11 protein-coding genes are annotated in these 14,799 nt (G+C 49.2%); 7 read left to right on the top strand and 4 right to left on the bottom strand.

Annotated features, from left to right (window positions below):
- Positions 1–132: 132 nt before the first annotated feature.
- From JL719_RS10100 to JL719_RS10110, 3 genes are all read right to left on the bottom strand, one after another.
- Positions 133–1,662, bottom strand: coding sequence for a tetratricopeptide repeat-containing sulfotransferase family protein (locus tag JL719_RS10100; protein WP_225893086.1), 1,530 nt, complete (start codon positions 1,660–1,662; stop codon positions 133–135).
- Positions 1,663–1,881: 219 nt separating this feature from the next.
- Positions 1,882–2,697, bottom strand: coding sequence for a VPLPA-CTERM sorting domain-containing protein (locus JL719_RS10105; protein WP_033156547.1), 816 nt, complete (start codon positions 2,695–2,697; stop codon positions 1,882–1,884).
- A 62-nt stretch (positions 2,698–2,759) separates the two neighbouring features.
- On the bottom strand, positions 2,760–3,617 hold the full coding sequence (locus JL719_RS10110; RefSeq protein ID WP_033156546.1) for a hypothetical protein: 858 nt from the start codon (positions 3,615–3,617) through the stop codon (positions 2,760–2,762).
- 974 nt (positions 3,618–4,591) lie between these two features.
- Between JL719_RS10110 and JL719_RS10115 the strand changes: the two genes are divergently transcribed.
- The 7 genes from JL719_RS10115 (at position 4,592) to JL719_RS10140 (ending at position 14,565) form a co-directional block, all read left to right on the top strand.
- Positions 4,592–5,035 (top strand): TlpA family protein disulfide reductase, encoded by a 444-nt coding sequence (locus JL719_RS10115; RefSeq protein ID WP_225893110.1) that lies wholly within the window; start codon positions 4,592–4,594, stop codon positions 5,033–5,035.
- Between the two features lie 127 nt (positions 5,036–5,162).
- Positions 5,163–5,276 carry a DUF4266 domain-containing protein gene (locus tag JL719_RS24230; protein ID WP_230410270.1) on the top strand — a complete coding sequence of 38 codons (114 nt, stop codon included), beginning with the start codon at positions 5,163–5,165 and terminating at the stop codon, positions 5,274–5,276.
- On the top strand, positions 5,263–8,598 hold the full coding sequence (locus JL719_RS10120) for a DUF3570 domain-containing protein (RefSeq protein WP_051669946.1): 3,336 nt from the start codon (positions 5,263–5,265) through the stop codon (positions 8,596–8,598). Before JL719_RS24230 ends, JL719_RS10120 begins: the two co-directional genes overlap by 14 nt.
- 421 nt (positions 8,599–9,019) lie before the next feature.
- Positions 9,020–9,817, top strand: coding sequence for a hypothetical protein (locus JL719_RS10125; protein ID WP_033156544.1), 798 nt, complete (start codon positions 9,020–9,022; stop codon positions 9,815–9,817).
- A 623-nt stretch (positions 9,818–10,440) separates the two neighbouring features.
- Positions 10,441–11,358 carry a hypothetical protein gene (locus tag JL719_RS10130; RefSeq protein ID WP_129871381.1) on the top strand — a complete coding sequence of 306 codons (918 nt, stop codon included), beginning with the start codon at positions 10,441–10,443 and terminating at the stop codon, positions 11,356–11,358.
- 270 nt (positions 11,359–11,628) lie between these two features.
- A complete protein-coding gene (locus JL719_RS24345) occupies positions 11,629–13,746 on the top strand; it encodes a cytochrome c peroxidase (protein ID WP_269468524.1) in 2,118 nt (705 codons plus the stop codon).
- A gap of 96 nt (positions 13,747–13,842) precedes the next feature.
- Positions 13,843–14,565 (top strand): hypothetical protein, encoded by a 723-nt coding sequence (locus JL719_RS10140; protein WP_033156541.1) that lies wholly within the window; start codon positions 13,843–13,845, stop codon positions 14,563–14,565.
- 4 nt (positions 14,566–14,569) lie between these two features.
- Here JL719_RS10140 and JL719_RS10145 read toward each other — a convergent pair whose 3' ends face one another.
- Entirely contained in the window at positions 14,570–14,743 is a 174-nt protein-coding gene (locus tag JL719_RS10145) for a hypothetical protein (RefSeq protein ID WP_225893087.1), read from the bottom strand.
- Positions 14,744–14,799 lie beyond the last annotated feature (56 nt).

Here is a 14,799-nt window from a genome sequence, read left to right on the forward strand (position 1 = left end):
TGAGTGGCTTGCGGCGCAACTGTGTTCAGTGGACGTGGATCGGCTGTTCCCGATTAATGGCTGGAAAATTAATCGCTTTGAGTAGGCCGGGGTTTCGGGACATGAATCCCGTTTCCCAGCCCTTAATTTAAGCTAGTTTTCGTAGCCAAACTCGTTTATGAATGGTTGCAGCTCAGGCAGGATGGTGGTGTATTCCGCTCGATAATGCTGCCAACGGCCAACTGATGATGAATATAAAGGTTGCGCGACCTGGCTAAAACTGGGGCTGGCGATGTACTTGCCGCCTGCTTTTTTATGGAATTCGGCGACTGCCGGATCCCACTCCAAACCAATAAAATCAAACACCTTTCGGAATGCCGGTTCGAAATCAAATACCGCGTCTTCGTATCGGAACTCGATAAAACGCATCGTTAATTTCGGTCTGATAGTCAGCCACCAGTCCATGACTTGCGCATAAAACCGGGCAGTACTTTCCCAGCTTAGTAATTGCACCGTTGATGGCGTCGGCAACATGGTTTGCATGAAGCAGCTCAAGCAAACGTCGCGCGGATCGCGCAGCAAAAATACCAGTTTGGCGTCCGGAAAAATGCAGTTGATCAAGCCCAGATCGATGGTGTTCATCGTCGTCTTATCCAGCAATAATCGGGTGCCGATCTTATCGCCGTACAAGGCGCGGGCTCGGTGCCAGTAAAACGCACGTAAGTGTTCTACGCCTGCTAAATCAAGTTTGCGCAGTTGCTCGGCGACGTGACCTTGTCCATTCGACATTCGCTTAAGTTCCTTCGCCATCGAGATAACCAGATCGGTTTCGTCCGCGACAAAAATTTCCGGATGGGCGGCCAGCACTTCCTGGGTTAGGGTAGTGCCGGTACGCATAAAGCCCAACAGAAAAACCGGCGCGGGTTGGTCGGCTGGAAACTCGGTATGGGTCCAGCGTCCCAGTAGTTCGCTATCAAATTCCGTCTTATGTGTTTCCAGCATTTTTGGAACTAAGCTGGCGTCTTGGCGTTTTACTTCCGGTAGGCGCGGCGCCTGTTCGGCGGCTGCATGCAAATGCGGGAAAACCTGATCATATTGTCCAAGCTTGTCCAGAATCCGAGCCAGCTCTTTATTGGCTCGGAATCTTTCTTCGGTGGTCAATAAAGAGTTTTGCAATACCTTTTCCAAACGTTGTTTGGCTTCTTGGTTCAGGCCATCGGCAGCTTCCAGAGTGGCGAGTAAAATCGACAGTACTGCGCTGTTCGGCGCCAATTTCAATGCCTGTCTACCGGCTGCGAGGGCGGGTTTTTTCTGATTTAGACGAGAGTAGGTCAAAGCCAGCAATTGATAGCCGCGCAATTGCCCCGGATTAATTTGCACGGCTTGTTTGCATAGCGCCAGTGCACCGGGAAAATCGTTCCAATACTGCAATTGGTCGACCATATCCAGAGCCAGGCCAATGTCGCGGCTTTTACGGGATTTTTTTAACAGCAGCTGCCCGGACTGATGAAGGTGCGCCAAGCCTTCCTCGCGCTGCCCGAGCCAGCATAGCGATTGTCCCAAGCAGGCCTTGATTTGCGGATCTTTAGGGCTTTCCGCCGCTGCCTTGGTAAACCATACCACCGCTTCGCTGAAATTTTTTTGTTGGACGGCGGCCTGGCCGAGTTGCATGAATGGGGGCATGGTGTTTATCGCTATAAAATCGAATGACAGTTGTCTGAGGGGGCGTTTTTATTGTTAAGCGAAGTTGCAAAACTCGCTTAAATCAATTACGTGAGGTGCTTTAGGGGATTGCGGTTTGCTGTAATTTGTCTTGGCCTCCTGCCGCTGGGGTTTCAATACGTTATTGACGCTGATTATATCTTAGCCGCGCCAGCTATTATCACCTGGTTGTGAGCATACTTAGCGTGATGTTGGCTGCCGGTTTTTTCTGGCAATCGAAATCAAGCCTAACAGTCCGCTGCCGAGTATCCAACTCGCGGCGGGAAGGGGGACTGCTGTTGGTGTATCTACGGCAATATCGTCAATTTGCACTTTGAATTCCGCGCCGATTTCGATTATATCCTCAACGCTTTGCGCGCCATGGAAATGTATCCAGACCGCCGCGACATTCGCAAAGTCTTGATTCAGTGCCAGCGTTCCGGAAAAGCCATTTTCAACTGTCTGATAGGCTACTCGGTTGCTATAGTGGGTGCCGTCGCCATTGGTCAAATCCGGGTTCAAGGCGCTGCTAAACCCTATGATTTCGTAAAAATGAATTGCCGGATCAAAATTTTCCGGTATTGGCGTTCCGCCGGCATAAGGATTTCCTTCGGCGGCGTAAGGTGCTTTGAATTGTATGCTGTGCAGACTAAACGCGGTCGAGTCTAGGGCTCTTATATAGATACCCGGTGCATCAGCATGGTAAGACAACTCGGAATCCGTCACGGAATTCAGTGCATGTAGATGCCCCCCGGTATTGATTGCTTCCGACAATGTGCCGACGACAAGACCATTCTGATAAATGCATGCCGTGGTATTGCAAGTGCCATCGGCGCCGGGGGCGGTGTTGGCGTGGCCGTAATAGGCGCCAACCGGTAGTACCGGGTTCGGCGAAGCTCTATCGGGTTTTACGCCGAAGTCGACGAAGGTTGGGGCGGTAATCGCCGCGTCGGCATGGCTACTTGCTGCAAGCATTGCTAACCAAATTACCGCTAAAGCCGGTTTTGCTTTATTCATAAATATCTTCAGGTTGGGGGAAGAGGGAGTTGTAAAAGATTTCACAAATGCCGATAGCCTACTTAAGCCTCACTTCGGTCACGGAGTTTTCCGGCAGCAGTCCATATGCCTGCGAGGCCGGTGATAAGTAGCCAAGCTGCGCTTGGAATCGGCACTGCCGTGGAAATATTGACGTTGTCTAATTGCATGCCGAAGCTGATTCCGATGTCCGGAACGCGGGGAAAGTCGTGGTAATGGATCCAGAAGGCATTGATATTTCGAAAGTCTTCGTTGAGCAGCAAATTGCCTTGGAAGCCATTAGCGACAGTTTGATACGCCACGCGCGTCGAGTAATTGGTGCCGTCGCTGGTCGCGCCGGCAAGGCCTGGATGCGCAGCGCTATTAAAACCCAGAATTTCCCAATATTCGTTGTCGCCTAGCAAGGCTGTGTCGTCGGGGCTAGAAGAAATTGGCTCGGGTACCAAGTACTGCCCGCCATTGCCGTTATCGTAGGCGGTATAAGTTGGATTATCGCCGTAAATAGGGTTGCCGGCATTAATCGGGGCAAAGAAGTCCATGCTATCTAGGCTAAAGGCGGAACTGTCTTTAGCCCTGATATATATGCCGGTGGAATCGGCATGATATTGAGCGCGTTTGTTCCCGCTAACTGTCGCGCTATGAATATGTTCGCCGCCTCCCTCGTAAACCACTCCCACCAGAAAACCGTCCTCCTGGTAGCATGTGCCGTAAATAGCCGAGGGGCCTGGGCAGCCGCCTGTTGCAGGGTTTGCCGGAAGATCGGGTTTGCCGGCAGTTGCAGTACCTAAGGCGCTGAATCCAATCACGGTTGGTAAGGTGGGCGGCGCAATTGCTGCCAAGGACTGCGAACTCGCCAGAATAAGGCTGCTGGTAGTCAGGCAGCGAAATATCGATTTCTTCATAGTGATTTTTTCCTTGAAAAGTTTTAGAGGCATGTAAATCAAAGAACATGCCTGTCCTTGATGTGTTTTAAGGCTAGAGCTCAGTGGAATCAAACAGTGGGTCATAGGTCGCAACGTAGGATAGGCAATACGTCAAAAGCTGCCGCAATATCCGTACCATGTTCGTTAGACATTTCGTCGGCCACAATCTTATAAAGGGCTGAATCAGGGGTCGGCTGAGGGCGTGAGGTGATTCAGTCAGCAAAGGTTTGAAAGGATAATAATTAAACTATGTTATATAGCTACGTATCGACGTAATTGCGGGTGATTACTGGTATTTTAGGCTTTTCGTCTAACGTATAAACCAGTATGCCAAGCAAGTTTAAACTAGAACCCAAATAATCCATTCGCCAGAAATACACCGAATTCTGACGATTTCTAATGGATGCCATTAGAGTAACTTGTTGATATTAGTGCGATTCAGCCTCTAATGGACAATCTGGGTTGAATGCAGAGCTCAATGTCTGCAAATGAACGTTATTCGAATTGCTGATTGCGCCTATTCGAACGTATTAAAACCGTACAGCATCTAGGAGGCGGTTCCGATAGGAACACCGCAACGCTTTGATTTTGCTGGTTTACTGGGCAGATTGTTACGGTTTTTAACGAACTTCGATATGCGTATTTGTAACATGTTCACGTGCCGCAACCGGACCGGTTGCCTGGTTTTTAGAGTTTTATAATGCGCAATATTATTTGTGGCATATTACTTGCTGTAAATTGGGTGTAGCAGCAAGCATGAGCTTGGCTTATCTTGAAAGATGTCGATTGTGTATTGCTTGCAAAAGTAGTCCGTAGTCTTTTCCTGGGCCGGGAGGCGTAGGTTGTGACTGCAGATTCAAAAAACTAAACTGCAATAACAGCAACATTATAGACATACCCAGACCATGAAATTAAAAGTTGTAGCAGCGTTTTGCCTCATAGCCCATTGCAGTATGGTGTTATCCGCAGAGATAGGAAGTTCGGTGCCGAGTTGCCCCGCAACTAGCGCATATAGGACTAATCGGCTAGATATTTCCGCTTACAAGGGCAAAGTGTTATTGATAGATTTTTGGGCGACCTGGTGCGGCCCGTGCCGAAAAGCGATGCCATTTTTGAACGGATTACGTAATGAACAACTCAAGGACGGCTTTGAAGTGATAGGAATTAATGTCGATGAAGACATCGAGGCTGCGCAAGAATACTTGAAGTCCGCCGCAGTCGACTATCCGATGTCGTTTAATCCAGAAGGCGACTGTCCGCGCATTTTCGGAGTAACAGCCATGCCGTCATCATTTATCGTCGATAAACAAGGCAGAATTCGGATGATTCATTTGGGATTTCGCGACGAAGACAAAGAAGGGTTGCGCAAGCAGATTACCCAGTTATTGAGCGAATAAGATGTTGTTGGATAACAATCGGATTGTTTCGCTTATATGCAAAGGGCTGGCTCTGATTGTATTGACTCAATGTTTTGGCTGTAGCGCCGTGTCTCCTTGGGAAAGAGGTAATCTTGCCAAAGACGAAATGGCGATCACGCCGTATCCAAACAGGGAAGCTTTTCGAGATCATATTTTTACCAGCAAGGAAGCCTCGCAGGGTGGACACGGCGGTTCGGGAGGCGGCTGTGGCTGCAACTAAGCTCGAAAAAAACAAGGTTTTAGCTGCGCTGACATCTGCAGCGTTAGGATTGCCCGGGCTGGATAGTCATGCGGCAACGCCGACGACTCAGGCCGAGGCCAACGCGCAGTACGGCTATTATCAGGAAAGCGATAACCGAATGCGCGTAGAGGTATATCACGGCGATTTTGTGATTCCAATGTCGGATCGCGTGGAGTTTACCTTCAGCGTGGATCGGGATACATACAGTGGGGCGACACCGTCGTTCAGTATGCCCGAGGTGATGGCGAACCAAACGAAAATAGATCAAAACCAGAATCGTGCCGATGTGATTTCGGCTGCCTCGGGCGGAGTAGATCCGACCAAGTTGGCCGGATATCAAGGTGTAATGTCATTTAAAGAACCATTCGAAGCCTATACTGCCATAGGATCCCAAAGCCAACAGCTCGAATTGAATTTAATCCAGCAGGGTACCGCTGCTATAACGGCGAATACCGATCAACTGCTTACCCAGTATCAAGCTGCTAATCCAGCACCCGGTTTTCCGGCGGGTTGGGGGCAGACTATTTCCAGCGCAGTTACTATCGATTTTCAGGGAGTAAACGCGGCTGTTTACGGTAAGGCTGATACCAATACTGGCGGGTTCTGCCCGGGTGGAGCGGGGTGTTATCAACAAAATGGCATTGTAGTCGGCACAATTTCCGATCCTCTAAATCCCGACGGGCATCTCCATCGACAAGGCACAATTGCAGATCGTGAAATCCAATACCATGCCGACTCATCGGGCATTTATATCCGCGAATTGGATGGTAAGGCTTTTCGCGCTGCAAATATGTTTTTTAACAGTCTGCAAGCAAATGGCTCAGGCGTTAATGATGTCTGGGAAATCCTCGGTTTTAATTCGGCAGTGAATCAAAACTTGAGCACGGGTGATGGCGCAAATTACGCGAATCGAGTGGCTTATCAACAAGTTGCCACCAACCATACCGGCATTTTGGCTCTTGATTCATCGTTCTCGAATATTAATGCGCTGTGGATTCATTACAAGGGTTATATACAAGATGTGACAAATTCAGGCGCTGATTTTGAGCTGAGGGTTGACGACATCAATCTTGCGCCAGCGCAATTTGCCAACGCAACACCGGAACAAATTGCATGGCTGCAGGCCTATAGTGCATATCAGAGCAGTCTTGAAACGGCGTCTGCATCTCAGCGACAAGCTATTATTGATAATGCGGCTGCACAAAAGGCGGCATTCGAAAAGAGCGCCTTAATCAGTATATACCGCAATTTTCTGAACCAAGTTGTCCCGCCCAACACTCGGGTCAAGCAAACGTTCCAGACTCAGCCGCAAGAAACCCGCACGCAACCCGTATTCGGCGCCAAATATTATTTCGATGACGCTACTTTGGGGGTTTCCGGCGGTCAATCGAACGAGCCCGATTTCAACTCAAACTTCGGTTCGGTTAATTTCTCGCAGGAGTTTAATAACAAACTTACCACTGTTTCGGCTGGTTATAGTTACACCCATAATGATGTTACGCGAAGCGGTGGTGGGCACAGCGATCATCATTCACAAGATCCGGGTCACAATCCGGCGATTTATCCTGAGCTTGATGAGTCTAGTGAGTCCAATGGGTTCAATCTTGGTCTGTCCCAAGTGCTTAATAAGAATGCATTATTGCAACTTTCGGCCAACTACACCCGGCAAAGCGGATACCTTAGCAACCCTTATAAATATGTGTACGTACGTGGCGAAGTTACTGCCGAAGAATATTATGAGATGTTTAATTCGCCGGAAACCGTAAACTGGAGTGGCATTACAAATCTGGAAATTGTCGGTATCGATTTATTCCGAGAAGTTCGTCCAAATCTGAGGAATCAATTTTCTTTCTCTACCCGGCTGAATCAATATATCCCGGCGGTCGACGCCGCTTTGCACATGGATTATCGTTATTTTCGGGATGACTGGGGCATTGATTCCCACACTATGGAAATGAAGTGGCTGCAAAAACTGCCTTTCGGTCTCACTGTTACGCCTAGTCTGCGCTATTACTCGCAATCCCAGGCCGATTTTTTCGCGCCGTATTTTTTGGCGCCACGCGCCGACGGGATGTATTCCAGCGATTTCCGCCTTTCCGGCTATGGAGCCCTGAGCGGCGGTGTTACCGTAGCCAAGCAGTTCAATCGTGGTATCAAACTGGAATTGGGCATGGAGTATTACACCCATCAAGGTAATCTGAAATTGGGTGGGGGTGGCGAAAGTGATTACGCCGATTTTAGTTATTGGATGGCGCATGCAGGACTCAATATCGCGCTATCGGCACCGGGACAAATTTTCGGCGGTGGCGCCGGCGATCACCATCATCACCATAATCACGGCGCATCGGCCCCGGCTGGCGTGATGTTCGCGCATATGATGAATAGTGCGGACGACATCATGGTAGGTTACCGATACATGTACGCCAATCAGTCCGGTGGTATGTATCAAGGCTCGCATGCCGCCGGTGACAGCGCTGTGTTGAATTATGCTTGCGGTACAACCAGCTGTATCTCGAGGCCGACCGAAATGGGTATGCACATGCATATGCTTGATTTGATGTACGCACCTACTGATTGGCTGAATCTGATGCTGATGCCGCAGTTGATGGATATGAACATGAGCCTGGAACAATTGCCGGGAGCGGTTGCAGAGACTGCACACGGGTCCGGGCACGAAAGTCACGGTTTAGGTGACACGCTGATGGTGGCGATGGTCAAGGTGTTCGATGCGCCCGGTCATCATGTGCATGCCGGCGTGGGCGTTAGTGCGCCTAGCGGCGATGTGGACGTGACGCTGGATGGTAGAGACGAGCCGGACAGCGAGTTACAAGATTACGGCATGCAACTTGGTAGCGGTACCTGGGACTTCAAGCCGAGTTTAACTTATACCGGTCAAATTGGCGATTGGAGTTGGGGTGCTCAACTTAGCGGTACCAAGCGTTTACAGGACCGAAATCCATCGGGTTACGCCTTGGGTGACATGTTTCAGGCCACAGCTTGGGGTGGCTATAGCGTGTCCACTTGGCTCTCGGCCACGTTGCGCGGTATTTATACCGACCAGGGCAAAATACGCGGTGCGTTTAATCGAATAAGCTCTTCGGGTGCGACGGTTGACAGTCCAGCCAACTACGGCGGTAAATTCTGGGATGTTGGCTTCGGTCTAAATCTGAACGTGCCGGATGGTGCGATGGCAGGTCACAACTTTAGTGTGGAATGGCAGCAGCCTGTGGCCGACAAATTTAACGGTTTCCAGCTGGAGCGCGAAGGTGTGTTGTCGGCTACTTGGAATTATGCGTTTTAGAAAGGCCTGGTATTTTGCCACTCAGCAAATATGTAAGTGCTTTGCCTCGGTTTTTCAGAAAATAAGTGATATGGCTCAATTATTCGATTTTTTCGCCAGAGCGAAAGCCGTGGAGCCCACAGAACATATGATTTCCTAAGGATGGCATGATAACTGCTGTAGCTTTGTCGGGAAATCTGTTAGCTAAGCCCGCTTTCTAGGCGGAATTCCCTGATGCAAGTGCTGAACAAATCGTCGTACACCTCAAGAATTCGGTAAGCCAGGTTTTAGCCTCCCATGGATTGCCGTTGGTGGAGTGGAAAATAGATTTGACCAGCGCTTTTGAATGTAAATGTCCAATCCCCCGAAATCCGGACATTCAAACTGAATGACAGGCCATCGGTCTGTTGCGTAATGATTTTATCTGATGGAGATTTTATCGATGATGAACAAAGCTTTTACACTCAAGACCTTGGGTGGTTTATTTTTGGTTGGCACGGCGGCATTAGCGACTAATGCTGAAGCGGCGACTGTCGATTTCCAAGGAATGACAGCGGCTACTTATGGTAACGCCAATGAAACAACTGGCGCTTTTATCGGTGGCTGTCCAGATGCCAATTGCTTCGCTCAAAACGGTATCGTAGTGGGTACTGTGGGCGATCCTACTGATTCCGGCGCTCATTATCATCGTCAAGGTACTTCAGGTGATCGCGAAGCGCAGTACCATCCGGATTCCACAGGTCTCTATGTGCGTATGGCTGATCTTTCCAACTTCAGCCTGCAAAATATTTACCTGAACGTAACCAATGGCGAGGCGGGTGGCAATTTCGTGCTGTACGGTTACAGCAATGCTATCAACAACGGCTTGTTGACTGTTGCCGGCGGAACGAGTGGCGGTGCCGGTTCAAGCAGTGACCCGGAAGGCGGTAATACTGCACCTATCGCTAGCTATGTCGTAGCTAACGATGGTACTTTCGATCAGAACGTCACTTTAAGTGACCTGTTGGCTGCCGATTCCGATTGGGGTGATATAGGTGCGTTCTGGCTGACTTTCCAGGGCTTTAATCATAGCCCAACTGTAAACTATGCTTTGGGCAGTTATCCGGACTGGGATATTCGTATTGACGATATCACTCTGGATGCGCCTGTTTCAAGTGTGCCGGTGCCTGGCGCGGTATGGTTGTTCGGTTCCGCTTTGTTGGGCATGATTGCGCAAGGCCGCAGAAAAGCCATGATTTAAGCTGGTTATTTGAAATTCTGCTTGAACTGAAGGGCAAGGCGAGTTCGTCTTGCCCTTCTTTGTTTGTAGCGGAATGGAAGTGGTGGCTATAAATTAGTCCCTGAAAATGGCTTGCTCGCCATTACCTGAATAGCTCGAAAATAGGGTAAATGCCAGTAAATCTATGCTGTATATAACATAGATTAATTTATGGAACATTTACGACCAACAACGCGCCTGTTGGTAAAAAGTAAATTAGACCAAAGTCTTATAATTGTCGCGTCGACTGTGAAAAATATGAAGTCTAATTCGCAAAGGACGTTTTTGGGTCCGCTATCGATCTAACCAAAAACGGCATTATTTTGTTCACAAGTGACTGACCATACTTTCGGTGTTGGTCTTGCGTTCGCACCGGCGCTCTTTGGCGCCAATTCCCGTATTTAAATAAGTGATTTAACCTGTTTTTTCTTCCTGGGGTCTGATTATTGTTGGTTAAGGCGAGGCTTTATAAGGCTTTTCGCTATGGCATCGTTTTTGCTAATTCTCGGTTGATGCTTAGCGTAAGGGATCAACAATGACCTTTTTGTAATTAGCAGTCTAGTTCAGTAGTAACTTTTTAGGACATATTTTTTAGGATAAATCTGATGATAAGAAACACACTTGCCAAAGCTATTTCTTTAGCTATCGCTGGCGGCGCAATAACCCTCGCTGGCGTATCAAATGCTTCAGCCTCCACCACGATGTATAACACCAATAAGCCCATTACCAATGGTAATCCTACCGATGCGGCGGCCTTATCTACCGACGGCTGGACTCGCAATAACAATAGTACTAATACCGGAACCCCTTTGCCTTGGTTGGGAACAGTTGGTGCGGTAAGGCCGTTTGGCTACGAAGGCTTGTCGATTGCGAACTGGGCGGCGCATGTTACGGCTGCGGGAGATTCTTTGGAGATTTCGCAAGCCGATGCCGCGACGCGCTACGGGACTGCATGGGGTCCAGTGGCGGGTACAACGTACTTGGCTAATATCGATACAGCTAAAGGCGCTTGGTTCGATGGCTCTACCGGCTGGGCGCACAATACCGATATAGGCTTGTTCAAATCCGACGTTACCACCGAAGTATCCATCAGGTTAACGCCACTGTTTAATGTTTCCGAGCCCGATAAGTCGTGGAGCAATTTTGGTGTTACGGTTTTTACCGGCATGGATACGGATACATCCAAGGCTACAACCCCCAACTATAGTCACCATGCGGGTTGGAACGAGACCAGTTTTACTGCGGACAACCCCATGGGCACCACCGGCCTAACCTATTTGACGCATGACGCGACCGTAGACGCTACGAACGCATTGGTGTTTACCGCAGTTGCCGGACAGGTTTATTCAATATATCTGGGTGGTAACTCGGGAGAAGGTAACTTTAACCCGCACGCTGGGTATCGATTGAATCTTAGCACTGCCGCTCCCGTCCCGTTGCCTGGTGCTGTTTGGCTATTTGGTAGTGCTTTAGTCGGTTTGCTGGGCTTTGGTAAGCGCAATTCGAGTAAGTTTTCACGGTAAACGCTACTGTTGCAAGAGTGAATTCGCCGCTCTTGCAACGAGACTTGGCGACTTGGCGAGTTGGCTGTTGGTGGCAATGTTGCGGCATACTTGATCAAGCGACGGATAGGATTAATTTAGAGGCAAAAAATGAGATTAACCGATATTGTTATTATGTGTTGTTTGCTCGTGTCGCAGGCAGCAGTTGCCCATGGGCCTATGCCTATGCCGCTGCAACGTGTGCCGGTTCCGCCCGTGCCGGGACTTACCGATGGTCCAAATCCAATTGTTGTGGACAAGAATAAAGCGATCGCTTTAGGTAAAGCGTTATTTTGGGATGTCAATGTCGGCAGCGATGGCATGGCTTGCGGCTCTTGTCATTTCCATGCCGGCGCGGATAGCCGCGTCAAAAATCAAATCAATCCTGGTCAAAAAAGTACTCAGCCCAGCGGGCAGACCTTCGAAGCGTTGCCAACCGGCTTGGGTGGTCCCAATCACGAACTCAGCGTTGCCGACTTTCCGCTACGTCGATATAGCGATCCGCTAAATTCAGCGAGTCAGGTCACCTTTAATTCCGACGATGTAGTGTCTTCGGCAGGTACTTTTAGCGGAACCTTCATTAGTGCACCACAGTTTAGTGGCAATAACGATCAATGCGGCAGAGGCGCTGATCCGGTGTTTCACGTGAATGGTATTGGGACGCGGCGGGTTGAGCCGCGTAACGCGCCAACCGTGATCAACGCGGTTTTTAATCATCGCAATTTTTGGGACGGCAGAGCCAATAACGTGTTTAACGGCAGTAGTCCATGGGGCGACCGTGACCCAACGGCCGGTGTCTGGGAGAAAGTCAATGCGCGGAATGTTCAAAAATCACGTTTACATTTGGTCAATTCTTCATTGGCCTCTCTTGCGGTTGCTCCGCCTTTGAGTGATTCGGAAATGGGATGCCGGCAGCGAGTTTGGCCCGATATCGGAAGAAAACTATTGTTAAGGCAGCCGCTGCAGAACCAAAAGGTTCACAACGAAGATAGCGTGCTTGGTCCGTATAGTTTAAGCAGCGCTGGAAATTTGCGGCCCGGCCTAAATACCACTTATAAAGCACTAATCAAGCAAGCTTTTAATCAGAAATACTGGTCCTACAGCGGTATCGGTCCTTTCGGGGGGCGTCAGGGACAAGTACCTTACGACCAAATGGAAGCCAATTTTTCGATGTTTTTCGGTATCGCATTACAGTTATACCAAGGCACGTTAATTTCGGACCAGGCCCCAATCGATTTGACCGCACGCGATCCCGATAGCTTGGAGCCTATTTGGACTAACTTAGGGTACGATCAGGAAAAAATTGATACCCTGACACGCGGGTTTGAGGCTTTTACCGGCAACCATTGTCAACTGTGCCATGGGGGGCCGACCTTAAGCATTGCCGCGGTAGCTACCAATGCCAGTTTGGTGACGCCTACGCCGGGCATGAATTACGGACCGCTTAGTCAACCCATTCCTTACGGTCCGAATGCTATCGGTGACGGTGACGGCGGCAGAATCGGCGGTATCACACCAGCCGCGAATGTTGTGACTCGGGACACTACTCGAAATGGCGCTACCAGCTATTACAAATTGATGGACTTAGGTTTTGCCAACACTGGCGTAGCGGACCCGGACTCTGATGTGGGTGTTGATGGCGTGGACGATTTTGGTAATCCTTTGTCATTTACCAAGCAATATGTCCAATACTTGCTCGATAATCCAGCTGGTGTGCTGGATTCGGGAGTCTCGACTTTGCAAGCCTGTGACTTCATTAAAGCTTTGGCGGATAACGCGATACCGTTTTCTCGTTGGTTTGGCGTAGCTGATGGAATTATCGCAGATGGTAGCAAAGAAGGGCTGCTGCGAAACCAAAACTGTACCGTTGCCAGCTCGGCCTACATTCCCACAGCCGCTGCGGCTTTAGCGAACTTGACGACAGAAAAAATGAGTATTGCCACCAAGGCTGCGTTTAAAGTCCCAACTTTACGTAACATTGAATTGACTGGGCCCTATATGCACAACGGCAGTATGTCTACTTTGGAGCAAGTCCTTGAGTTTTATTCCAGAAAGGGTAACTTCAACAATGATAACAAGCATATCGTTGTCAATCAGATCGCTCTGTCCGGCCAGCCCGCATCGATACGAGCCGATTTGATTGAGTTTCTGAAAACGCTCACCGATGAACGAGTTCGCTACGACAAAGCACCGTTCGATCATCCTGAAATTGTCGTGCCGCACGGACATGCCGGGGACAATGTCGCCGTGACTCCAGGTAATCCATTGAACAGCAATCTGGCGATAGAAGAAACCATGACCATACCGGCAGTGGGGGCGAATGGTTTGCAAGACCCGATTCGGCCTTTCGATACTTACTTGGCACCTTAGCTGTATGTAAACAAGGTGTTAAAGATGTGGGCTGGGGCGATCAGATTTTGCGCTAGCCCACATTCAATTTGAACTTTAGATTTTAGGATTCTCAACATGGGATTTGCAAATAACGGAAGCGCTAGATTTTTTTACCCGACGGTAGTCGCAATATTGTCGGTGTTTTACGGGCAGCAGGCTCATGCGGTAAGCGTATTTAGTAATTATGCCACGCTCACTTACAGTCTTTCTTCGAGCGCTGACGGACTCGATATCGACGGATCTTTTGAAATGTTGGGTAGTCCGGACTCTTTCTTGATCGCCGACAATGGTACGGTTACGCCAAGCCACGGTGCCGGTTTGTTTCCTTTAACTCTGGACACACCCTTAAGCTTTTCTGTGAGCGGTCAAGACAATGCCGGTGAGTTTAAGTCGCAGCATTACGGTGTATTCAGTTTGAATTTTTTTAATTCCAGCACGGCTGTAATCAATGTGGATTTAACGCTGAACTATATACTTCATGCCGCAGTTGCCGGTGAGGCTGCCGACAGCGATGTCTATCTTGATTATTACAACTCAGACTACACTTTTAATGGTTTCGATAGCCTTAACGCCACGCTTTCAGTGCCTTTTTCCGAGCAGTTTACGGTCAATGGCAGTTCCGGAGTATTTAGTTTTTCACTCAATCCCGGTGAATCGGAAACGCTTTCGGCTGACGTTAAAATTGCGAGTACTATGCTGGCTGCACCAGTGCCATTACCCGCTGCGGTTTGGTCGTTTTTAGTAGGCTTGCTAGGAATTTTGGGTTTTAAAAAACGTAAACAGCCCACGATTGCTTAAAGCGTTAGGGATAAGCCGATTCATGGTTTGTTGTGCCGGATTGGATCACTCTATCCGGAAGTTCCTCGCCTGAAAAATAAGCCTGCAAATTCGCCAATACTTTTTCCCCCATCGCGGTGCGCGTTGCAATCGTGGCGCTGCCCAGATGGGGCAGATGTGACGCATTGTCCAGCGTCAATTAGCCGGTATCAAGGGCTGCCTGGATGTGCCGGCATTTACCACTTCGATCTGGCG

Source organism: Methylomonas sp. LW13 (genome assembly GCF_016865255.1).
Classification (GTDB): Bacteria; Pseudomonadota; Gammaproteobacteria; order Methylococcales; family Methylomonadaceae; genus Methylomonas.

Excerpts from the sequence above, each read along its gene's own strand:
- JL719_RS10100 (WP_225893086.1), bottom strand. The coding sequence starts at position 1,662 with ATGCCCCCATTCATGCAACTCGGCCAGGCCGCCGTCCAACAAAAAAAT.
- JL719_RS10105 (WP_033156547.1), bottom strand. The coding sequence starts at position 2,697 with ATGAATAAAGCAAAACCGGCTTTAGCGGTAATTTGGTTAGCAATGCTT.
- JL719_RS10110 (WP_033156546.1), bottom strand. The coding sequence starts at position 3,617 with ATGAAGAAATCGATATTTCGCTGCCTGACTACCAGCAGCCTTATTCTG.
- JL719_RS10115 (WP_225893110.1), top strand. The coding sequence starts at position 4,592 with ATGGTGTTATCCGCAGAGATAGGAAGTTCGGTGCCGAGTTGCCCCGCA.
- JL719_RS24230 (WP_230410270.1), top strand. The coding sequence starts at position 5,163 with ATGGCGATCACGCCGTATCCAAACAGGGAAGCTTTTCGAGATCATATT.
- JL719_RS10125 (WP_033156544.1), top strand. The coding sequence starts at position 9,020 with ATGATGAACAAAGCTTTTACACTCAAGACCTTGGGTGGTTTATTTTTG.
- JL719_RS10130 (WP_129871381.1), top strand. The coding sequence starts at position 10,441 with ATGATAAGAAACACACTTGCCAAAGCTATTTCTTTAGCTATCGCTGGC.
- JL719_RS10140 (WP_033156541.1), top strand. The coding sequence starts at position 13,843 with ATGGGATTTGCAAATAACGGAAGCGCTAGATTTTTTTACCCGACGGTA.